Source organism: Bordetella sp. N (assembly GCF_001433395.1).
GTDB lineage: Bacteria > Pseudomonadota > Gammaproteobacteria > Burkholderiales > Burkholderiaceae_B > Bordetella_C.
Window position 1 is genome coordinate 6,550,109 of the sequence record NZ_CP013111.1, and the last position, 21,475, is coordinate 6,571,583.

A 21,475-nucleotide genomic window follows, 5' to 3' on the forward strand; every position below is an offset into this window, starting at 1 on the left:
CGTCCAGATACCAAATGTGGGCGAATTGCCGCTTCAGCAAAGTTTTCCCACCTGGAAGAAATGGACTGAAACTTCCTTCCTCAACCTTCCTTGTTTTTTCGCACTTTAGAAAGACTTATCTGGGTAAAGTAAAGACGTGCATCCCTTTGCCGGATGTCCGGAGCAGGAACATGAAGAAACTCACTCTCACGACTTTGGCCGCCGCGACCCTGATGTTCGCGTCGGCAAGCAGCCCGGCCCTGGCCGGCGGCTACTACAACCACGGCTATCACGGCGGTTACTACGGCGGCCATCACGGTGGCGGTTCGGGGGGCTGGTGGGTGGCGGGTGCCTTGGGTCTGGTTGCCGCGGGCGCGATCATCGCCGCCAATCAGCCCACGTACGCCGCGCCCGTGTACAGCGCACCTGTGTACAGCGCGCCGGTCTATGCCGCGCCGCCCGTATATGCGGCACCGCCGGTGTACGCAGCGCCCGCGCCGCAAACCGAATACGCCCCGCCGGCCGCGCCTTCGGCCAGCAATCTGATCGCGTATCCGAGCCGCGGCCAGACGCAGGCGCAGCAGACGCAGGATCGTTTTCAATGCCAGAACTGGGCCGTCAATCAAAGCGGTTTCGACCCGTCGTCGGTGACGCAGTATTCCAACAATGTGCAGGTCGATTCCTATAACCGTGCGATGGCCGCCTGCATGACCGGGCGCGGTTACTCGGTCAGCTGATCCCTGTCCTCCAGGAAATCCTGGTGCGCCGTGATGGTGGCGGCGATTTCGCGCAACAGCAGTATCGTGCGTAACTGCGCCATCCGCGCACCGGCCGCGTCCAACGCGGCCTTTTTCATTTCCACGGCTGGCGTGGCGCCGCCTTGCGGCAAAGGCGGCAAGGCTGGCAGCCGCAGGGCCAGGCGGTCGGCCAGCCGGGTCGCCACGCGAGCGACTCCGCCGAACTGGGCCCGGCGCAGACGGCGCAGCAGCGCATCGCGCTCGCGCGCGGTCAGCGTAGTTGCCCGCGCCGTACCGTGCCCGCCATGGGCCCGGTGCGCGTCATGTCCGCCTTCTGCCTGGCGCAGGCGAATCACCGCATCACCGATAGCCAGGGCCCCCAGGATGCCGTCCAGGTCACGCGCCATCGTGGCGGGCGCGACCTGAACCCCTTGTGCCATCTGCTGGCGGATACGATCGGCGGTGCGACTATGCAGCTGCGCGGCCGAGGGCACGCGGCGGGTCCGTCCCACAGCGGCCAGGTCGGCGCGGATGGCGGCATGCAGGCGCGCCAGCGTGGCCCGGCGGTCGGTGGGAAACAGCAGGGTGAAAGCCAGCACGCCGCAGCCTATGCCCACCAGCAGCGTCATCGAACCATTCAGCTGTCCAGGGACATTGCCGTAGGTGCCGTTGCCCGGCGACAGCAGGTCCCACAGGAAGATCGAAAACGATGCGCCGATGGCCGCCGTCGCGGGCTTGCGCATCGCCAGGCCGGCCCCGACCAACACGATGGACAGGGGCAGGGCGAAGCTGGCATAGCCGTGCGCCACGGGCATCACCAGCAAGACCCACAGGATCGCCACCACGGCCGCCAGGGCCGTGCCGCGCAGGAAACCGATGCCCCCGGCGACCGGATTGGGCCGGGTCGAGAACAGGGCGCAGACCACGCCGGTGATGGTGACGAAGCCCGGCCCCGACGGCCACGCCGACGCGATCCAGAAAGCGGCGGCGAGCATCAACGCCGCTGCCGCGCGGATGCCGTTGCGCACGGCGGCAACGCTGTCCAGGTGCGTGGCATAGCGTTCGCGCGGTGGGGCGGGTCGGGCCTGCCAGACGGCCTCGCGCTGCTCGGTGGCCAGCGCCACCGCGCGCAGCAAGGCCAGGCGCTTGTCGGCGGCCAGCGCGCCGCGCCAGTCCTTGCCGCCGTTCCACGCCACCATCTTCTCCGCCAGCGTGGCGCTGGCCAGGCGCGCCTGCTCGCGCGCCGCCGCCGCGTGCCCCGCCGGTTGCGCGGCGATATCGCCGACCAGTGTCCGCAATGCCGGCGGCACGGTGTCCTGGCTGGCGCCGCGCTCGTCCTCGGCCAGTGCATGGGCGGCGACCAGCTGCGCCATGGTCGCCACCGTGGCCGCACGCACGTGGCCCAGGCGCCGCCGCACTTCCAGGGAGCCGGCCGCGGCGAACTGCACCGCCGTATCCATGTCCAGCCCCGCCACGAACAGTCGATGCGGCGCGTTGCCCGGCGCTTCGCCATTCATCATGCGGCGGGTCAGCTCCGCGGCCTTGCGCAGATAGTCATCGAGCCGGCGGCGGATGTCGGCCAGGCCGCGATCCGGCTCCCACACCGCGGCCAGCACGGCCTCCACCACCACTCCCAACAGGATGTAGCAGACGCGCGCGACGGCGATATCGAAGACCTCTTCGGGATGCGCCACGCTGTCCATGGCGATGATCACCGCGGTGTAGCCGGCCAGCACGGCGCCATAAGAACTGAAATTGCGCAGTCCCGTGGCCAGTGCCGTGCAGATGCCCAGCCAGATCGCCAGCAAGCCGAGGAACAGCCATGGCGCTTGCGCCAGCGTGCCCACCAGCGCCACCGCCACCAGCGCGCCGGCCAGGGTGCCGATGGCCCGATAGCGCCCCTTGGAAATACTCATGCCGCGCGAGCCCTGGGCCACGATCCAGACGGTCATGGCAGCCCATTTGGGGTTGTCCATCTGCATCTGCAGCGCCAGATAGAACGCCAGCAAGGACGCCACCGTGGTGCGGATGGCAAAGCCCAGCGCCGGACCGTCGATGAAGGCGGGCAGGGCAAAGAGACGGCGCGGGGCGGGCGGCGAGCTGGAGCTGTTACTGGCCATGAAGCAGGCGGTCTGGTGTGAGCGGGTGGGCGTGGGAGGTCAAGGCGGGAAGTGCATGGTCAGCGCCGCGGGCCAAGGGGCAGGGGCCGGGATGCCGTGCTGGTCACCCGTTCGGCGCTGTCCCCCGCCAGCGTGACATCGCCGCGGGCTTGCGCCACGCAGGGCAGGATCCAGCCTTCGTCGATTTCATCGCGGCTCAAGCCGGGGCGCTCCACGATGTAGGCGATTTCGCCGGCGTCCAGATGGCATATGCACGCGCGGCACGTGCCGTTGCGGCAGGAGCTGGCCAGACGGATGCCGGCGCGCAAGCCTGCCTGCAACAGCGTTTCGTCCGCCCGTGCCGGATAGGACCAGCCGCTGGTCAGCAACACGACCGCATGGCTGCCGTCTTCCGGCGGAGCGGGGGGCGGGTGGTCCTGAGTCGTGAACGCGGGAGAAGCCATGCCGGCATTCTAGGCGGATGCCGCCGTGCTTGCATCGCATGGAGGGCGTAGCCGAATTGCTTCATCTCGTGGGTGATTAACGTTTCGTAACACAGGGATACTTTGTCTCCATGCACTGGGTGCGAGCATTGCCGCTTGTGCTCCAGTTATCCTCACCCGAAGTCCGTCCATGTCTGATCGTCCCGAAGAAAATGCGCTGGTACCGGGGCCACCCCCGATCTCTTTCGAAGCCCAGGAGCTCGATGACGAGACGCGCACCGAGGATCGTCGCGGAGAACTCGGGCGGCTGCCCCAGGACATCCTGTTCCAGCAACGCAAGCTGGACGCGCTGAGCCATCTTACCGGCGGCCTGGCCCACGACTTCAACAACATCCTGCAAGGCCTGCTCGGCTCCTTGCAGCTCGCGCAACGGCGGCTGGCGATAGGCGAGGCGGACAAGGCCGGCCGCCTGATCGACGCCAGCATGGCCGCCGGCCGGCGCGCGGCGGGACTGACGCACCGCCTGCTGGCCTTTGCCCAGCGCCAATCGCTCGACCCCAAGCCTGTCGATGTCGCGGCCCTGCTGCGCTCGAAGGAGACCGCCTTGCGCGAAGCGCTGGGCGGGAATATCGCCTTGCACATGGAGGTGGCGCCCGACCTGGCGCCCACCCTGTGCGATCCGCGCCAGCTGGAAAGCGCCTTGCTGGGCCTGGCCGCCAATGCGCGCGATGCCATGAGTGAAGGCGGCGCGCTGTCCTTGTCCCTGACGGGCGTGGTCCTGGCCGGCGAGGCTGCCGCCGCGGAAAACGTGCCGCCCGGCACCTACACCTGTCTGACGGTCACCGACAACGGCAGCGGCATGACGCCGGATGTGTGCGAACGCGCCTTCGATCCCTTTTTCACGACCAAGCCCATGGGCCAGGGCACGGGCCTGGGATTGTCCATGATCTATGGCTACGTCAAGCAGTCCGACGGCAGTATCTCCCTGCAGAGCCGCGCGGGCGAGGGCACCCGCTTGCGCATCCTGCTGCCCGAGGTGGTGGATCTGCCCCAGCCCATCCAGACGGAAGGGCATCTCGTCACCGCGGGCGCCAATCCGCTGGTGCTGGTGGTCGACGATGACGACATGGTGCGGGACCTGGTCACCCAGGTGCTGTCCGATGCCGGCTACCGCACCATCGCGGTGGGCGACGCGGCGGCCGCGATGACCGTGCTGCGGGGCGGTGTCATGCCCGATCTGCTGCTGACCGACGTCGGCTTGCCGGGCCTGAACGGCCGCCAGCTGGCCGACGCCGCGCGGGAATTACAGCCCAGCCAGAAGGTTCTGTTCGTCACCGGCTACGCGGCCAATGCCGTGGTGGGCGGCGGCGAATTCCTGGAACCGGGCATGTCCATATTGATGAAGCCTTTCGAGGTGGGTGAACTGACGGCCAAGGTGGCGGAGATGCTGGAGAGCCGTCACTGAAAAAGGGCGCGGGCCCGAGCTGTGCCGATGAAGAGTATTGAAGAGCGGTGAATGGGGATTTGATGGGTAGGGATACCCTGGGAGATGACCATGGCTTACTTCAGCAGGCTCGAATGCACGTTCACCCGCACGCCCGAATCCGCGCTCATCCGCAGGCCCGGGCGCACGCTCAAATGGAAGGTCTTCGGCAATGCGCTGCTATGCGCCACCCTGCTGCTGGCGGCGGGGGCCAGCCACGCCGCCAATCTGGCGCGGGGCGACCAGCGCTTCCTGTTGCAGGCGGCGCAGGCGGGGTTGTTCGAGGTCGCTGCCGGCAAACTGGCGCTGGCGCAGTCGACCAACGATGATGTGAAGGCCTATGCCCAGATGATGGTCGACGATCATACGGACGTCGGCAAGGCGCTGGAGGCCCTGGCTGCCAGCAAGGGCGCCACCTTGCCCACCGAGCCGTCGCGGGCCCAGCAGTCCGTGCTCAGGCAGTTGCAGAATTCCCAGCGCAATCGCTTCGACCGCGCTTTCGTGGAAAAAGTGGCCGTCACGGCGCACAACGACGCCGTCAAGCTGTTCACCAACGCGGCGAGGAATGCCAGGGATGGCGACATCAAGGCCTTTGCCGAGAAGAACCTGCCCATCCTCCAGGCGCATCTGGAAAAAGGGCGGGCCTTGCGGACTACCGTGCTGAACAGTCATCCCGCTGGCTGGCTGGGCGACCATCAGCCGGCGCCCGGCTCGACACCGACCCCGGCGCCCATGCCCACCACGCCGTCGCAGAAATCCCCGGCGGCGCCGGTGTCCCCGGTCTCCCCCGCCTCGCCCACCGCGCCCGCGAGCGTCGTCCCGGGCAAGTAGCGCAAGGCAGGATCTGCCCTGCCATAGGCGAAAAAAAACGCACCGCGTGGCGGTGCGTTTTCCTTAGCTCATCTTCCGTCAGTGGGATCGGGTGGATATCTCCATCGACTCCATCGCCTTGATGCCATCCAGCGCGGCATCGGTTGGCGTACGAAAAACGTGCTCGGACTGGATGACATGGGGCACGGTCGTCTTACCCGTGTCGACGACCTCAACTTCCCACCGGAATCCACCCTGCGTCAGAGGCGCCAGCCACAAGGTGGCGCGCGAACGCTGGGTTTCCTTAGTCAGGATTTTCATCGTGCCCCAGTCCCATGCGTCTTAAGCGATGTGCGCTTCGACGGTAATTTCTTCCTTGCGCTGGTGCATCTTTGCACCGATTTCGCGCAAGTCTTCGTTCATGACGATCAGCTTCGGGAACAGCTCGCCCTCTTCGCCGTTGACGTGGTGGCTGGTCAATTCACCCAGCACGGCCACCTTGGCGTAAAACAGGCTGTCTTCCGACGTCATGCCCTGGATCTGCGCGATCAGGCTGCGGATGCACGAATGCTCCACCATGGCCTTGTCGATCAGCGGACCAAAAGCCGCCTCGTTCTGGGCACGGACGTAGGGGTAGAAGAGCTCTTCCTCGATTTGCGCGATGACCGTCAGGGTCAGGCACGCTTCGTGGGCAATGGCCTCGCGGGTCTCGGCATCCTTTTCACGGCCGAAAGCCTTGAAAAGGTGTTTGATCTTGAGGTGGTCGTCCAGCATCAGACCTAGAGCGTCGCGCTGGGCGAGAGGAATATCAGCCTTGTCCATAAACATTCTCCTAATCCGCGGGGTTGCCGCAATGGCGCGGCGCAGCACATTAGCAAGTGCCGTGCCTGGTCATGCGGGAGGGGGAATCGGGGACGCGAAGCTGCGACCATCTGCGCCGCCGGGCGTTCCGGTGATGAGTAGCCTTGCGCAAGGCTGCTGTCAGATTGAGCTTATTCAAAACGACCCCGCCCGCGCCACCATCCTAATTACCGAGGAAGCGCCGCCACGGATTGCCCCCTTTAAGGATGAGGATCCACCAGTCGTCTAGTCGGGCTCCGCCATAGGCAGCGGTTGTAAGGGCCGCGCGGCGTGGCTATGGTGATCCACGTTAGTGGTTTTCGCTGCGGCGCGGCAGAGCATGCTCGATCGGCCCCGGACCAGGCTCCGATCAGGCCCCGGTCCGGCTCGTTCAAGCCTTGCAAAGCGCGCCGTGGCGGCGGCCATGCCCGTTTCAATGCCCGCCATGCCCACATCCTCTTCCGCCGCGCCGTCCGCGTCGGCGGCGCCCGCCGCCGCCGACCGTCCCACGCCGGGCCAGGCTTCGCGCTTCCTGGCGCAAGCCACTTTCGGTCCCACCCGAGCCGAGATCGAGCGCGTCGTGGCCATCGGTTATGGCCGCTGGATCGACGAGCAGCGGGCCGCGCCGCCGTCGCAGACGCACTTCGACTGGCTGGTGGCCACGGGCAGGAATACCGAAGCCTTCAAGGGCAACGGCATCAATGCCCCGCTGGAAGCCACGCTGTGGCGCAAATTCATCGCGGCGCCCGACCAGTTGCGCACACGCGCCGCGTTCGCGTTCTCGGAAATCTTCGTCATCAACACCCTGTCCATTTCCGCCTCCTGGCCCATGTTTGGCGGGGCGGCCTTCATGGACACCCTGGCCGCGCACAGCCTGGGCAATTTTCGCGACATGCTGGAAGCCGTCACCCGCAGCCTGCAGATGGGCTGCATGCTGACCTATCGCGGCAGCCGCAAGGAAGATGTGAAGACCGGCCGCTCACCCGACGAAAACTACGCACGCGAGGTGATGCAGCTGTTCACGATAGGCCTGTACGAACTGAATCCCGACGGCACGCTCAAGCTGCGCGACGGCAAGGCCGTGGAAACCTATACCAACGACGACGTGCGCGGCCTGGCCAAAGTGTTCACCGGCTGGGACCTGGCTGGCCCGGAAACCGATCCGGAGTGCCAGCGCCGCCCCATGGCCCTGAATCCCGCCAACCATTCGATGTCGGAAAAGCGCTTTCTGGGAAAGGTCGTCGCGCCGGGCACCGGCGGGGTCGAATCCCTGCGTATCGCCCTGGACACCTTGTGCGCCCATCCCAACGTCGGTCCTTTCATCGGCACCCAACTCATCCAGCGGCTGGTCACCAGCAATCCGAGCCCGGCCTATGTGGGGCGCGTGGCGGCGGTGTTCGCCGACAACGGCAAGGGCCAGCGGGGGGACCTGGGGGCGGTGTTGCGGGCCGTGCTGCTGGATCGCGACGCACGCCAGCCCGATCTCGAGTCGCCGACCTGGGGCAAGGTGCGTGAACCCATCGTGCGCTTCGCGGCCTGGGCGCGGGCCTTCGGCGCCACGTCCCGCAACGGCAAGTGGGAGATGCCCGATACCACCGACAGCACGGTGCGCCTGGGGCAGAGCCCTTTGAAGGCGCCGTCCGTGTTCAATTTCTTTCGCCCCCGCTTTACACCGCCCAACACGGTCATTGCACAAATGGGCCTGGTGGCGCCGGAGTTCCAGATCACCGACGAAACCAGCGTGGCGGGCTACCTCAACTTCCTGGCGATCTATGTCGATCGGGGCTGGGAGGATCTGCAGACCGATTACGCCGCGGAAGTCGCTCTGGCCGACGATACGCAAGCGCTGTTGCGGCATATCGTGCTGCTGCTGGCGGGCGACGCGTTCAGCACCGCCACAACCCAAGTCATCGCGAACGCGGTGGCGGAGATCCCCGCGCAGCGCAAACTGGATCGCGTGCGGGCGGCCATCACGCTGGTCGCCGCCACGCCTGAATACCTGGTGCAGAAATGACAGATGCGACTCGGCGTGAATTCCTGCGGCGTGCTTCCTTGCTGGGTGTGAGCGGCAGCGCCGCGCCGCTGGCCTTGCAACTGGCCGCGCTGGGCGCGGCGGCGGCCGTCGCCGCGCCCGCGCAGGCGGCAGGCGGCAACCCGGCGGCAGGCGCGGCGCCCGTCAACGATTACAAGGCCCTGGTCTGCGTTTTTCTCTACGGCGGTAACGATCCCTACAACACCATCGTGCCTTACGATCCCGCGAGTCACGCCCGTTATTTCCAGGCGCGCGCGGATATCGCCCTGGCCCGCGACAAGCTGAGCGCCACGGCGCTCAAGCCCAGGGACGCGCTGCCGGGCGACCAGGCCTTTGCTCTCGCGCCCGGCCTGGCGCCGCTGCTGCCGTGGTTCGAACGGGGCCAGTTGGCCGTGCAGTTGAACGTGGGGCCCTTGTCCGTGCCGACCAGCAAGCGCGACTACGTCGGCGCGCGCGTGCCGCTGCCGCCCAAGCTGTTCTCGCACAACGACCAGCAGTCCTATTGGCAGGCACTGGCGCCGGAAGGCGCGACGTCCGGCTGGGGCGGGCGGCTGGCGGACCTGTTCCTGGCGGCCAATGGCAATGCCACGTTCACGGGGGTCACCGCCGGCGGCAGCGCGCTGTTGCTCGCGGGCCATCACGTCAATGCTTACCGGGTCAGCCCCGCGGGTTCCACGCCTATCGAACTGCTGCAGCGGGACACCTATGGGTCGAGCACCTGCACCGCCTTGTTGCGGCAATTGATCACGCAATCCAACGAGCATCTGTTCGAGCGTCAGCATGCGGCCACCGTGGCGCGTTCCATCAGCGCCGATGCGCGCCTGCGGACCGCGCTGGCGCGCACGACGGTGGCGGGCGCCTTCGCCACGCCATTGGCCGCGCAGCTGAAGATCGTGGCGCGCATGATCGCCGCGCGCGACACCCTGGGCATGCGGCGCCAGGTGTTCTTCGTCACGCAGAACGGCTATGACAACCATGATGGCCTGAACGACATCCACCCCGGCCTGCTGCGCGAACTGGGCGGCGCCATGGCCGAGTTCCAGCAGGCGCTGGACGGCCTGGGCGTGGCGCGCCAGGTCACCACGTTCACGGCATCGGAGTTCGGCCGAACGCTGGTGTCCAACGGCAATGGCTCCGATCACGGCTGGGGCGGCCACCACCTGGTCATGGGCGGCGCGGTGCGCGGTGGGCGCTTCTACGGCAAGCATCCCGAGCTGGCCCTGGATGGTCCCGGTTTCGTCGATCATGGCCGCATGTTGCCTGACGTGGCGGTGGACCAGTTCGGCGCCACGTTGGCGAGCTGGTTCGGGGCGGGGGCTGCGTCGCTCAATGACGTTTTTCCGAACCTGCGCCGCTTCGACGGCCACGATCTGGGGTTCATGGAGGATCCCGCCAAGGCTTAGGACCAGGGTCGAAAGGTCCGGGCTGCCATCGCCTGGAGGGATGGTTTTCTTCCTCCATCGGCCTGAGAGACAAGCGCGGCGCCGCTGCTGCATGATGCGTTTTCCGGGGGCGGACACAGGCGGCGCGACGCGCTGACAAGGAACGCGTGTATGCGTCGGGTCACGGAATGCGACGACGATGATGACACTGTGGCCATCCCCGGCAAGGCCGGGTTTTGCAAGTCGGGCAGCACTGGTGGGCCTGTTGAGCGTGACGGCGTTGGCCATGGGGCCGCAAGCCGCCCAGGCCGGCGAGATCTACCGTTACCGGGACCCGTTCGGTATTCCACGCGCCATGGTGGTGCCCAAGGGATACGCCAAGTATTACCAGCGAGCCCAGTCACGCGCGAAGGCACGGGCGCCCGTGTCCTTGTTGGCGCAGAGCCGGCCGCTGACGTTGACGGACATCGCCGCACTGGGCGCGGTGGATCTGGATGGCAACGACGACGGTCAGCGCGTGCGCGATCTGTTCGGGCATCCGGGCATGGAAAGCTACCGCGGCATCATCACCAAGGCCGCGGCCGCGGCAGGCGTGGACAGTGCCTTGCTGGGCGCCATCATCGCGGTGGAGTCGGGCTTCCGCAAGGACGCCCGCTCGCCCAAGGGCGCGCTAGGCCTGATGCAGCTGATGCCCGGCACGGCGGCCAGCCTGGTGAAGCAGGAAGATATCGAAGCGGCGCTGGTGGACCCGGCCACCAACGTCAATGCGGGCTCGCGCCATCTGCGCAGCCTGCTGGATCGTTACCCCGGGCGTCTGGACCTGGCCCTGGCCGCCTACAATGCGGGGCCCGGTGCCGTGGCCAAGTACGATGACGTGCCGCCTTATGCGGAAACCCGGCAATATGTGCGCGACGTCATCGCTTTGTACGCTCGGTATAAAAACGGGCATTGACGGGCATTAACGGGGACGCCGGCCCTGGATGAACTTCGCGACCCCCGCGCGGTCAGACGGCTGAATCTTTTCTACAGGGCAGGTCAGGGCATGCATGCGTTTTGGGTATTTCTGTCGGACATCGGCGAGTCTCGTCTGCTGGTGCCGGCTGCCGTGGTGGCCACGCTGTTTTTGGTGTCCTCGGAGCGCGCCACGGTTTTCAAGTGGGCCTGCGCGTGCGCGCTGGCCGCGTCGGTCGTGCTCGTTTCCAAGCTTGCGTTCCTGGGCTGGGGCTACGGCTGGGAAGCCCTCGATTTCACGGGTTTCAGCGGCCACTCGATGGTCAGCGCGGCCATCTATCCCGTGCTGGGCTTTGCCCTGGGCAATGTGCATTCGGCGCGCGGCGCGCGTTGGGGTGCCGCGGCGGGCGCGCTGCTGGCCATCCTGATCGGCATCTCGCGCCTGTACCTGAACGCCCATTCGCCGTCGGAGGTGATCTCGGGCCTGCTGATCGGCGGCCTGGCTTCCGGCGTGGTGCTGGTGAAGTGGCCCGACCATCGCTCGGGCTTGCGCGTGGGCGCGGTGGCGCTGGGTTTCCTGCTGTCCGCCGCGGTCAGCTATGGCGTCGCGCCGAAAGCCCGCACGCACGATCTGGTGGTGATCATGGCGCTCAAATTGTCGGGCGCCGAACAGCCTTATACGCGCCAGGCCCTGAACTGGAAACGCTGAACGGCAAGGGTAATCTGAACGCTGGCTGTCGCCGTGTTGACAGTGGCCTGAAACGAAAGGCGCGCGGCGCGTCGGTGTCATAATCACGCCTCGACTTCGTCTCACCCCTGCCGTCTTTCACGCCAGCCATGCCACTTGCCCTGGGCGCTTTTATCGTTCCCCTGATCGTCGCTTGCGCGCTTTTCATGGAGAACGTCGACGCCACGGTGCTGGTCACGTCCCTGCCGGAACTGGCGCGTGATCTGGGCCAGGATCCCATCACTTTGAAGCTGGCGGTCACGAGCTACGTGGTGGGCCTGGGTGTGTTCATCCCCATCTGCGGCTGGGTGGCGGACCGCTTCGGTTCGCGCACGGTGTTTCGCGCGGCCATCGGCGTGTTCATCGCGGGCTCGCTGCTGTGCGCGGCCTCGACGTCACTGTTCACCTTCGTGCTGGCGCGCTTCGTGCAAGGCGTGGGCGGCGCCATGATGGTGCCGGTCGGCCGCATCATTATTTTCCGTTCGGTGGCGCGCGCCGACTTCGTGCGCGCGGTCAATTACCTGACCATCCCGTCCTTGCTGGGCCCGGTGGTCGGCCCCTTGCTGGGCGGCTTCATCACCACCTACCTGCACTGGCGCCTGATGTTCTTCATCAACGTGCCGATCGGCATCCTCGGCATCTGGCTGACCAATCGCCACATCGAGAACACGCGCATGCCGCATCCGGGCCGGCTGGACTGGCTGGGCTTCCTGTTGTCGGGCGGAGGTGCCGCGCTGTTCATGCTGGCAATGTCCTTGCTGGGCAGCGACATCCTCGATACGCGCGACAACATCATCATGCTGGCGGTGGGCGTCATCCTGGTCTTGCTGTACGTGGTCTACGCGCGCCGCGCCGAGAAGCCTTTGCTGGACCTGAGCTTCCTGCGCGTGCCCACGTTTCACACGGCCGTCATCGGCGGCTCGCTGTTTCGCATCGGGCTGGGTGCGATACCTTTTCTGCTGCCCCTGGCCTTGCAGGAAGGCCTGGGCATGACCCCATTCGAGGCCGGCACCATCACCTGCGCGTCGGCCTTCGGCGCGCTGTTCATGAAGCTGGTGGCGCAACCGGTGCTGCGGCGCTTCGGCTTCGGTCCGGTGCTGATGGCCAATGCGATTCTGGCGGGCCTGGCGATCGCGGTCTACGGCGTCTTCCATCCGGGCATGTCGCGGCTGGTGATCTGGTGCATCGTGCTGTTCGGCGGCGTGTTTCCGTCGTTGCAATTCACTGCGCTGAACGCGCTTGCCTACGCCGAGATCGAGAGCGCGGACGTCGGCCGCGCCACCAGCCTGGCGTCCGTGATCCAGCAGATGTCGCTGGGCCTGGGCGTGGTGGTGGCGGGCATCGTGCTGCAGCTGTCGCACATCGTCCAGGGCCACCCGCAGATCGTCTGGACCGACTTCTGGCCCGCCTTCGTGGTGCTGGGATTGTTCTCGGTGGCATCGGTGCCGGTCACCGCGCGCATGCCGCGCGGCGCCGGCCGCGAGCTGGCTGGCGGGCGCTGAAGGGCGCTGAAGGGCGCGAGCCTTAGAGGAAGCCTTTCGCCTGCGCCAGCACGGCGTCGCACGCCTTCTTCGTGACTTGTGACTTCAGGCCGTCGCTGCTGAGATCGAGGCTCTTGCCTTCGCCGGTCTTCAGCATTCCTTTGGCGCCCGACAGATAGTCGTCGTTCTTCTCCGCCGGCTGCCCGCTGCTGCCGCTGATGCGGCTGGTCAGCTTGTCCTTCAGCGACGTCACGCCATTGCCGCTCAGGTAATTGTTCTTGATGCAGTACTGCAGCACGCCCGTGGCATTGCCCAGGCTGCCCGATTTCAGGTTGCCGGAAGCCAGGTCGCCCAGTGCCGCCGCGGCGCCGCCGCTGCTGGAGCCCGAGCTTGCATTGTGTCCGCTGCCGCCCAGCACGCCTTCGAGCTTGTTGAGGGACTGGGCGCTGGCCGTCCCGACGGCCGCTGTCGTGGCGGCCGCGGCCGTCACCGCGGCAAGCGCAAGCATGCGTGCCAGTCTGGCCGTGCCGCGGGAAAGTTGGGGATGTCGTGTCATATCGGACTCCTGGGTCGTTCGGGCGAGCGCGCGGCAACCATGCGGTTGTTGCGCGCGGCGCCATGGCGGCGGCGGTGCAATGCGCCATTCAGGTGGCGATGAAGGGATCGCGCGATAATGTGCGGCGTCCGGCGCCAGGTCCGGGCGCCCGCAATGCAACGCCGCCGGGTTCATCGAGAGGGCCGGGCGCCATTAACGCGAATACATACTCCGAGGGGACTCCGCATGTCGAACCAGCAACCGCTACGTATCCTGCTTTCCCGCGCCACGGCGGACCGCTTGCGCGAGCGGGTGGAAAAAGTGCTGGATGGCCGTCCCCATGAGTTGCTTATCGCTGAAGCGACGCGAGGCCATGCCCATGGTAACGCCGACATCGCCTACATCTCGCGTGAAGTTACCGGAAGTTCCACCAAACACGTTCTGACGGAATCGCTGGAAGCGTTCTACGAGTCGCTGCGCGCCTCGCCCTCCCTGCAATGGGTGCACGTCCACTCGGCGGGACTGGATCGCCCCATCTTTCCGGAACTGATCGCGCGCGGCGTGAAAGTTACGCCTTCGTCCGGCGCCAACGCCGAGCCGGTCATGCAGAATGCCTTGGCCGGCCTGCTGGCGCTGGCGCGCCATTTCCCCGAGCTGATGCGGGCGCAACGCGAAAACCGCTGGCTCAAGGCCGGCGAGCTGACCATGCCGCGCGACCTGCGGGGCCAGAAAGCCGTGATCGTCGGTTGGGGTGTCATCGGCCAGGGCCTTGGCAAACTGCTGCGCGCGCTGGGCCTGCGCGTGTCGGTGGTGCGCAGCAGCGCGCAGGCCGTCGAGGGCGCGGACGAATGCGTGGCATTCGAGGACATGGCGTCCATCCTGGGCGATGCCGACTGGCTGGTGCTGGCCTGCCCCCTGACCGAGCGCACCCGATTCCTGGTCGATGGCGCCATGCTGGCCGCGCTGCCGGCGCGCGCCTGCCTGATCAACGTCGCGCGGGGTGAAGTGGTGCGCGAAGCTGAATTGATCGCCGCGCTGCGCGAAGGCCGCCTGGCCGGGGCCTACCTGGACGTCTACGAACACGAGCCGCTGGCGGCGGAATCGCCCCTGTGGCAACTGCCCAATGTCATCGCCACGCCACATTCCGCCGGGCACTCCGACGGCAATGCCGGCCGGGTGGATGGCATTTTCCTGGATTTCCTGGGCCGCTGGGCGGCGGATCATCCCTGAATTTCCGCAAAACTGTATCAGCCGCAAAAATGGGGCTGATACAGATAAGGCATTGAAAAACGTGCATAATTCGTTCGCCTGGGCCGGTTTCGGCGGCCCGGGCTTGCACTGCGGTATCATCCGGGCCGAGTTTCAAGCTTCGCTTAGTAATGAAAGGGCAACCTCTACGATTCGCTCCAGACCTCATCGCGCCCATCCTTGATGGGCGCAAAGTGCAGACACGCCGCATTCTGAAGCCGCAGCCGCCGCAGAGTACGTCCGGCTGGTTGCGCGAAATGGGTCCGAACGCCAAGTGGGTTGCCGTCGAGGAACCGGTGCCTGGCCGGCCGCCGCGCCGGCGCGTGCGCAGCGCCACCTGTCCTTATGGCGAACCCGGGCAGACCATTCCCCTGTATGACGAAGAAGGTAATGCCTTCGCCCTGGCCCTGCTGGTCGGCCTGCGGCTGCAACGCCTGCAGGACATCAGCGACGCCGACGTGGCCGCGGAAGGCTGCGTCAACCAGACCACGGCGCGCGGCGGGTTCCTGCCGGGCATGCCGATCAAGTCCATCTTCGCCTTGAGCTGGTGCGAGACCTACGGCGCGCGCGCCTGGGCCGTCAATCCCTGGGTCTGGGTACTCGAATTCCGCATGCGCGAAGCCATCGTCGCGCCCGAGGTCGACCCCCGCCAGCAGGACCTGCTGGCATCCGCGCAGTTCCTGCGCGGCCGTCCCCGCCTATCCATCTGACCCGCTGCCCCGGGGCGCGCGCTTGGGCGGCGTCTCGAAATGGGCGGTCAGGAAATCGATGAAGCCGCGCACCCGCGCGGACATGTGCTGGCGGCTGGGGTAATAGACGAACAGATCCGCCGGTTCCAGCGTGTACGCCGGCAGCAGGCGCCGCAGGCGGCCCGTTTCCAGGTACTTGGCCAGGTCCCATTCCGAACGCACCAATATCCCGTGTCCATCCAGGGCCCAGCCCAGCACGATGTCGCCGTCGTTGCTGGATAGCGCGCCGCCGACCTTGACCACCTCGGTCTGGCGCTCGCGGGTGAAGCGCCAGGCGCCATAGGCCTCGTCGTTCTGCCGGTGGATGATGCAGCGGTGTTCCTGCAGCGCCGCCGGCGTCTGCGGCACGCCGTGGCGGCTCAGGTAGCTGGGCGACGCGCACAGGAAGCGCCGGTTGCTCAGCAGGCGCCGCGCGCTCAGGCGGCTGTCGGCCGGTTGGCCGAAGCGCACGGCCACGTCATAGCCTTGCTGCACCAGATCCACGGGGCGATCCGTGACCTCCAGCTGGACCTGTACGTCCGGGTGCAGACGCGCGTAATCCGAGACCAGCGGGGCAATCACGGTGCGGCCGAAGCCCAGGGTGGCGTTGACCCGTAGCAGCCCGCGCGGTTCGGCCCGGCTGCCCGCCAGCTGGTCTTCCATGGCGCGGATGTCGGCCAGGATGCGGGTGGCGTGTTCCAGATAGGTCTCGCCGTCGCTGGTCAGGCTGATTCGCCGGGTCGTGCGGTTGACCAAGCGCACGCCCAGCCGCTGTTCCATCTGGGCCAGGCGCTTGGTGGCCGCGGGCGGGGTGATGTCCAGCGCGCGGGCGGCGGCGGACAGGCTCCCCAGCCGGGCCAGCAGGGCAAAGAAAACCAGTTCCGAGGAGGGATCGTTTTTCATCGTCTATTTATAACTCAAGGTGAATATTCTTTTTCCTTATAGTGAATATTTTCTTGCGTGCGATTCGTTAATCTTGCTCCCACGACATGGCCGCCGGCAGGCAGGCGTGGCGCGGCGGGATGCCGCGCCATCGCTCAGGCACGCAAGCCCGTGGCCTGGTACCCATCGGCGCCCTCAGCCCTAATCCGCGTCTAGCAGGAGACATCATGAGAATCGTAGAAATCCGGGAAAAGACCGTTCCCATCAGCTCGCCCATCCGCAACGCCTACATCGACTTCAGCAAGATGAACCTGAGCCTGGTGGCCGTCATCACCGATGTCATCCGCGACGGCAAGCCGGTGGTGGGCTACGGTTTCAATTCCAATGGCCGCTATGGCCAGGGCATGTTGATGCGCGAGCGCTTCATCCCCCGCATCCTGGAAGCCGACCCGGATTCCCTGATCGATGAAAGCGGCGAGAACCTGGATCCGCACAAGATCTGGCAGACCATGTTCCTCAACGAGAAACCTGGTGGCCATGGCGAGCGCTCGGTGGCCATCGGCACCATGGATATGGCGATCTGGGACGCGGTCGCCAAGATTGCCAACAAGCCGCTGTTCCAGCTGCTGGCCGATCGCTACGGCAACGGCACGCCCAATCGCAAGGTCTTCGTCTACGCCGCCGGCGGTTACTACTACCCGGGCCAGGACCATGGCAAGCTGAAGGACGAGATGCGCAGCTATCTCGATCGCGGCTACACCGTGGTCAAGAAGAAGATCGGTGGCGCCTCGCTGGACGAGGATCTGCGCCGCATCGACTCGATCCTTAGCGTGCTGCAGGATGGCCAGCGCCTGTGCGTGGACGCCAACGGCCGCTTCGACCTGGATACGGCCATTGCCTATGCCAAGGCGCTGTCGCAGTACGACCTGTTCTGGTACGAAGAAGCCGGCGATCCGCTGGACTTCGAACTGCAGGCGACCCTGCGCAACTATTACGACAAGCCCATGGCCACCGGCGAGAACCTGTTCTCCATGCAGGACGCCCGCAACCTGGTCCGTTATGGCGGCATGCGTCCCGACCGCGACTGGCTGCAATTCGATTGCGCCCTGAGCTACGGCCTGGTGGAGTACCTGCGCACCCTGGACATGCTGCACCAGCACGGCTGGTCGCCCAGCCGCTGCGTGCCGCATGGCGGCCATCAGATGTCCTTGAACATCGCCGCCGGCCTGGGGCTGGGCGGGAACGAATCCTATCCGGACCTGTTCCAGCCTTACGGCGGCTTCCCCGACGGCGTGAAGGTCGAGAACAGCTACATCACCATGCCGGACCTGCCTGGTATCGGCTTCGAGGGCAAGGCGGACCTGATCAAGGAAATGCGCGCGCTGTCGGATTGAGGCGGGCGGCTAGCCAGGGGCGCTTAGCTGCGGGCGGCTAGCCAGGGGCGCCTAGCCGGGAGCGCCTAGCCAGGGGCGCTTCCTTCCCTTCAACCGTGCCCCGCCGCTCCACCTGTCCCGGCCTGGCCCAGGATGATCTGATCGATCGCCTGGGCCAGGCCATCCTGATCGTTGGGCCCCGTGACGCGGCGCGCCTGCGCCCGCACGGCGGCGTTCGCCTGCCCCATGGCTATAGACAGTCCGGCGCGCTTGAACATGGGCACGTCGTTATCGCCGTCGCCGATGACGGCAACGGCTGTCAGCGGCACGCCGACCTGGCGCGCCAGGGCCGACACCGCGTCGCCTTTGTTGGCGCGCGCATGCGTGATGTCCAGGTAATAAGTCTGTGATTGCATGGCCAAGGCATGCGGCGCGATGCGTGCGTTCAAGGTCTGTCCCAGCCGGGCCAGCAAAGCGGGGTCCGAGCTGGCGGCGACGATCTTGTCGATGCGGTCCACGTAAGGCGAGAAATCATCGACCACCACGCCGTCATAGCCCAGGGTCTTTCTTTCCAGCGGGACGTACTCGCCGTCAGGGTCGCGCAGCAGCCACTGGTCGTCCGCGAAGACCCATGTTTCCACTGGCTCCGGCAGCAGCAGGTCCAGCGTGGTACGGGCATCGCGACTCGTCAGTCGGGTGGATTCCAGGACTTCGCCGCGCGCGCCGACGATGGCGCCGCCGTTGAAAGCCGCCGTCGGCACTTTGATGTTCAGGGCCTGGATCAGCGGCAACATCCCGCGCGGCGGTCGCGCGCTGACCAGCGTGAAACGCACGCCGGCCGCGCGCAGGCGGTTGACGGCTTCCACCGTGGCCGGCGCCAGGCTCTTGTCGGGGCGCAGCAGCGTGCCGTCCACATCGGACACCAAGAGGGCGATGCCCGATGTGTTCACCGGCTTGTCGGTCGCCACGCCCGCCCGCACGCGCACGCGCGCGGCGGCGTCGGGTTCGTGTCCGCCGGCGATCTTGCGCGGCGCCCCGCTCCCCGTGACCGCGAAGCCGGCCTTTCCGCCGCCGGTGGCCAGTCCGCCTCCATCTACTTCAGGCTGTGCCATGACCGTCCATCCCGCGCCAGCAGATCGTCGGCCGCCTTGGGGCCGACGGAGCCGGCGGCATAGGGTTCGACGTGGGGATAATCGCGGAAGGCTTCCTGGAAGGGTTGCACCGCGCGCCAGCCGTTCTCGATGTTGTCGGCACGCTGGAACAGCGTCTGGTCGCCCGTCATGCAGTCGTACAGCAGGGTTTCGTACCCGGTCGACGGCCGCATGGTGAAGAAGTCGGCATACGCGAAACCCATCTCCACGTTGTCGATGGTCAGCGACGTGCCGGGCCGCTTGGCCTGGAAGTCGAACCACATGCCTTCGTCAGGCTGGATGTTGATCATCAGGTAGTTGGGCCGCAGCTCATCCACCTGCGTATCGCGGAACGGCGACATCGGCGCCGGCTTGAAGCAGATGGCGATCTGCGTATTACGGACGCCCATGCGCTTGCCGGTGCGCAGATAGAACGGCACGCCGGCCCAGCGCCAGTTGTCCACCCAAAGCTTGAGCGCCACATACGTTTCGGTGGTGCTGTCGGGCGCCACGCGGTTTTCCTCGCGGTAGCCGTTCAGGTGCTTGCCGTCGGCCTCGGACGCGGTGTACTGCCCGCGCACGGAATTGCGCAAGGCCTCGTCCGGCGTCGACGGCCGGATGGCGGCCACCACCTTGGCTTTTTCACTACGCACCGAATCCGCGTCGAAGGCGGCCGGCGGCTCCATCGCCACCATGGCCAGCAACTGGAACAGGTGGTTGGGCACCATGTCGCGCAGGGCTCCCGTGATCTCGTAGAAATTGCCGCGCGTTTCCACACCGACGGTTTCCGCCGCCGTGATCTGCACGTGGTCGACGTAGTGGTTGTTCCAGAACGCCTCGAACAGGCCGTTGGCGAAACGGCTGACCAGGATGTTCTGCACCGTTTCCTTGCCCAGGTAATGGTCGATGCGATAGATCTGCTTTTCGTCCATCACGGAAAGGATGCGCGCGTTCAGTTCCTGCGCGGTCTGCAGGTCCGAGCCGAACGGCTTCTCGATGATGACGCGGCGGAACTCGCCTTCGCCTTCCTTCAGCAGGCCCGCATTGGCCAGGCGCTGCACCACGTCGCAGAAGAAACGGGGCGCCGTGGCCAGGTAGAAAATGGCGTTCTTGGTGCCGGACTCCTCGATGCGCTTGGCGATCTGCTGGTAGGTGCCGTCGTCAAGGAAGTCGCCTTCCAGATACGAAATGCGGGGCGCCAGGCTGTCCCACAGTTTTTCGTCGAAGCCATCGCCATCCGGGCCGCCTTCCTTGGCCTTGGGACGGCTTTCGCGCATGAATTCAAGCAGGCGGTTGCGGTAGTCCTCGTCGCTGACCGTGTTGTGGTCGACGCCCACCACCCGCAGGGCATCGTCCAGCAGGCCATCGCGGGTCAGGTTGTAGAGCGACGGCACCAGCAGGCGCTTGACCAGATCGCCGTGCGCGCCGAACAGGAACAGCGCGACGGGGGGCGCTTTCTCGGTACGCGAGGGCTTGGGTTTCTTTGCTGCCATTATTTCTTTTCCTCTACGTGGCCGCCGAAGCCGAAGCGCATGGCGGACAGAATCTTGTCACCGAAGGTGGCGTCCTGGCGCGAACGGAAGCGCGCGAACAGGGACGTGGCCAGCACGGGCGCCGGCACGGCCTGCTCGACCGCCGCGTCCACCGTCCAGCGGCCTTCGCCGCTGTCGGCGACGTCGCCGGAAAACCCGGCCAGCTTGCCGTCCTTGGCCAGCGCGATCGCGGTCAGGTCCAGCAGCCAGGACGACACCACGCTGCCGCGGCGCCAGACTTCGGCCACATCGGCGACGTTGATGTCCAGGCGCTGGTCCTCGGGCAATTGATCGGAGTTCTTGGTCTTCAGAATGTCGAAGCCTTCGGCATAGGCCTGCATCAGGCCGTACTCGATGCCGTTATGCACCATCTTCACGAAGTGGCCGGCGCCGGCCGGGCCGGCGTGGATGTAGCCACGCTCGGGGCGGTCGTCGTGGCCGTCGCGGCCCGGCGTGCGGTCGATGGTGCCCAGGCCCGGCGCCAGGCAGGAAAACAGGGGGTCCAGATGGCGCACCACCTTGTCCTCGCCGCCTATCATCATGCAGTAGCCGCGCTCCAGGCCCCAGATGCCGCCGGACGTGCCGACGTCGACGTACTCCAGCTTCTTTTCGCGCAAGGCCTTGGCGCGGCGCATGTCGTCCTTGTACATGGTGTTGCCGCCGTCGATGATGATGTCGCCGGGTTCCAGCAGGCCCGCCAGCGTATCGATCATGTGCTCGGTCACGCTGCCGGCCGGCAACATGACCCAGATGGCGCGCGGCTTGGCCAATTGCGCCACCAGCTTTTCCACGCTGTCCACGCCCACCGCGCCTTCGTCCTGCAAGGACTTCACCTTGTCCAGGCTGCGGTTGTAGACCACCACATCATGTTTGTCGCGCATGAGGCGACGCGCGATGTTCGCGCCCATGCGGCCGAGGCCGATCAGTCCGAGTTGCATTGCCATTCTCCTGTCTGGACGATGGGAGCAGCGACGGCCATGAGGGCATCCGCTGCGCGGCGTCGGTGCCGGTGCAACGGCGCCGTTGATCGAGGGTCCCGGGCCCCCCGGCGCTGCCCGCGAAGGCAGTCGCCCGGTGGTCCAG

Annotated in this window: 20 protein-coding genes; 11 read left to right on the top strand and 9 right to left on the bottom strand. The window is 66.4% G+C overall.

The features are described 5' to 3' along the window. Nucleotides 1–170: 170 nt before the first annotated feature. Nucleotides 171–716 (top strand): hypothetical protein, encoded by a 546-nt coding sequence (locus ASB57_RS28285; protein WP_082621900.1) that lies wholly within the window; start codon nucleotides 171–173, stop codon nucleotides 714–716. Here ASB57_RS28285 and ASB57_RS28290 read toward each other — a convergent pair. After that, on the bottom strand, nucleotides 701–2,836 hold the full coding sequence (locus ASB57_RS28290; protein ID WP_057655240.1) for an FUSC family protein: 2,136 nt from the start codon (nucleotides 2,834–2,836) through the stop codon (nucleotides 701–703). The two genes, ASB57_RS28285 and ASB57_RS28290, sit on opposite strands and share 16 nt — an antisense overlap. A gap of 59 nt (nucleotides 2,837–2,895) precedes the next feature. Beyond that, a complete protein-coding gene (locus ASB57_RS28295; RefSeq protein ID WP_082621901.1) occupies nucleotides 2,896–3,279 on the bottom strand; it encodes a 2Fe-2S iron-sulfur cluster-binding protein in 384 nt (127 codons plus the stop codon). Between the two features lie 169 nt (nucleotides 3,280–3,448). Here ASB57_RS28295 and ASB57_RS28300 point away from each other — a divergent pair, with 169 nt between their 5' ends. Both ASB57_RS28300 and ASB57_RS28305 read left to right on the top strand, forming a co-directional pair. After that, nucleotides 3,449–4,723, top strand: coding sequence for an ATP-binding protein (locus ASB57_RS28300; protein WP_057655241.1), 1,275 nt, complete (start codon nucleotides 3,449–3,451; stop codon nucleotides 4,721–4,723). 90 nt (nucleotides 4,724–4,813) lie between these two features. Then, entirely contained in the window at nucleotides 4,814–5,572 is a 759-nt protein-coding gene (locus ASB57_RS28305) for a DUF4142 domain-containing protein (RefSeq protein ID WP_197424876.1), read from the top strand. Between the two features lie 78 nt (nucleotides 5,573–5,650). Here ASB57_RS28305 and ASB57_RS28310 read toward each other — a convergent pair whose 3' ends face one another. Both ASB57_RS28310 and ASB57_RS28315 read right to left on the bottom strand, forming a co-directional pair. After that, nucleotides 5,651–5,872: a hypothetical protein gene (locus ASB57_RS28310; protein ID WP_057655245.1), complete on the bottom strand. Its 222-nt coding sequence runs from the start codon at nucleotides 5,870–5,872 to the stop codon at nucleotides 5,651–5,653. 21 nt (nucleotides 5,873–5,893) lie between these two features. Next, entirely contained in the window at nucleotides 5,894–6,373 is a 480-nt protein-coding gene (locus tag ASB57_RS28315) for a hemerythrin domain-containing protein (protein ID WP_057655247.1), read from the bottom strand. Nucleotides 6,374–6,815: 442 nt separating this feature from the next. Between ASB57_RS28315 and ASB57_RS28320 the strand changes: the two genes are divergently transcribed. From ASB57_RS28320 to ASB57_RS28340, 5 genes are all read left to right on the top strand, one after another. After that, nucleotides 6,816–8,405, top strand: a complete 1,590-nt coding sequence (locus tag ASB57_RS28320; RefSeq protein WP_231755280.1) for a DUF1800 family protein — start codon at nucleotides 6,816–6,818, stop codon at nucleotides 8,403–8,405. Further along, entirely contained in the window at nucleotides 8,402–9,826 is a 1,425-nt protein-coding gene (locus ASB57_RS28325) for a DUF1501 domain-containing protein (RefSeq protein WP_057655249.1), read from the top strand. Before ASB57_RS28320 ends, ASB57_RS28325 begins: the two co-directional genes overlap by 4 nt. Nucleotides 9,827–10,061: 235 nt before the next feature. Beyond that, entirely contained in the window at nucleotides 10,062–10,757 is a 696-nt protein-coding gene (locus ASB57_RS28330; protein ID WP_231755281.1) for a lytic transglycosylase domain-containing protein, read from the top strand. A 90-nt stretch (nucleotides 10,758–10,847) separates the two neighbouring features. Next, complete coding sequence (locus ASB57_RS28335; RefSeq protein ID WP_057655252.1) at nucleotides 10,848–11,465, top strand: phosphatase PAP2 family protein; 618 nt, start codon at nucleotides 10,848–10,850, stop codon at nucleotides 11,463–11,465. 128 nt (nucleotides 11,466–11,593) lie between these two features. Further along, nucleotides 11,594–12,985, top strand: coding sequence for an MFS transporter (locus tag ASB57_RS28340; RefSeq protein ID WP_057655254.1), 1,392 nt, complete (start codon nucleotides 11,594–11,596; stop codon nucleotides 12,983–12,985). A 22-nt stretch (nucleotides 12,986–13,007) separates the two neighbouring features. On the opposite strand, the gene ASB57_RS28345 is transcribed toward ASB57_RS28340, so the two are convergent. Then, nucleotides 13,008–13,520 carry a DUF2501 domain-containing protein gene (locus tag ASB57_RS28345; protein ID WP_057655257.1) on the bottom strand — a complete coding sequence of 171 codons (513 nt, stop codon included), beginning with the start codon at nucleotides 13,518–13,520 and terminating at the stop codon, nucleotides 13,008–13,010. 225 nt (nucleotides 13,521–13,745) lie between these two features. On the opposite strand from ASB57_RS28345, the gene ASB57_RS28350 reads away from it, so the two are divergent. Continuing rightward, entirely contained in the window at nucleotides 13,746–14,729 is a 984-nt protein-coding gene (locus tag ASB57_RS28350) for a D-2-hydroxyacid dehydrogenase (RefSeq protein ID WP_057655259.1), read from the top strand. 212 nt (nucleotides 14,730–14,941) lie between these two features. Then, the gene (locus tag ASB57_RS28355) at nucleotides 14,942–15,457 is read left to right on the top strand and encodes a hypothetical protein (protein WP_197424878.1); all 516 of its coding nucleotides are present in this window, start codon (nucleotides 14,942–14,944) and stop codon (nucleotides 15,455–15,457) included. Here the strand turns inward: ASB57_RS28355 and ASB57_RS28360 are convergent. Continuing rightward, the gene (locus ASB57_RS28360; protein ID WP_057655262.1) at nucleotides 15,446–16,378 is read right to left on the bottom strand and encodes a LysR family transcriptional regulator; all 933 of its coding nucleotides are present in this window, start codon (nucleotides 16,376–16,378) and stop codon (nucleotides 15,446–15,448) included. The genes ASB57_RS28355 and ASB57_RS28360 overlap by 12 nt on opposite strands. A gap of 206 nt (nucleotides 16,379–16,584) precedes the next feature. Here ASB57_RS28360 and ASB57_RS28365 point away from each other — a divergent pair, with 206 nt between their 5' ends. Then, nucleotides 16,585–17,751 (top strand): mandelate racemase/muconate lactonizing enzyme family protein, encoded by a 1,167-nt coding sequence (locus ASB57_RS28365; protein ID WP_057655264.1) that lies wholly within the window; start codon nucleotides 16,585–16,587, stop codon nucleotides 17,749–17,751. A gap of 89 nt (nucleotides 17,752–17,840) precedes the next feature. Here the strand turns inward: ASB57_RS28365 and ASB57_RS28370 are convergent, their stop codons facing one another. The 3 genes from ASB57_RS28370 to gnd are packed head-to-tail and all read right to left on the bottom strand — an operon-like array spanning nucleotide 17,841 to nucleotide 21,330. After that, nucleotides 17,841–18,842 (bottom strand): Cof-type HAD-IIB family hydrolase, encoded by a 1,002-nt coding sequence (locus ASB57_RS28370; protein WP_082621903.1) that lies wholly within the window; start codon nucleotides 18,840–18,842, stop codon nucleotides 17,841–17,843. Continuing rightward, on the bottom strand, nucleotides 18,824–20,353 hold the full coding sequence (zwf, locus tag ASB57_RS28375; RefSeq protein WP_057655266.1) for a glucose-6-phosphate dehydrogenase: 1,530 nt from the start codon (nucleotides 20,351–20,353) through the stop codon (nucleotides 18,824–18,826). The genes ASB57_RS28370 and zwf overlap by 19 nt, the downstream gene beginning before the upstream one ends. Next, a complete protein-coding gene (gnd, locus tag ASB57_RS28380) occupies nucleotides 20,353–21,330 on the bottom strand; it encodes a phosphogluconate dehydrogenase (NAD(+)-dependent, decarboxylating) (RefSeq protein WP_057655268.1) in 978 nt (325 codons plus the stop codon). The genes zwf and gnd overlap by 1 nt, the downstream gene beginning before the upstream one ends. Between the last annotated feature and the right edge of the window lie 145 nt (nucleotides 21,331–21,475).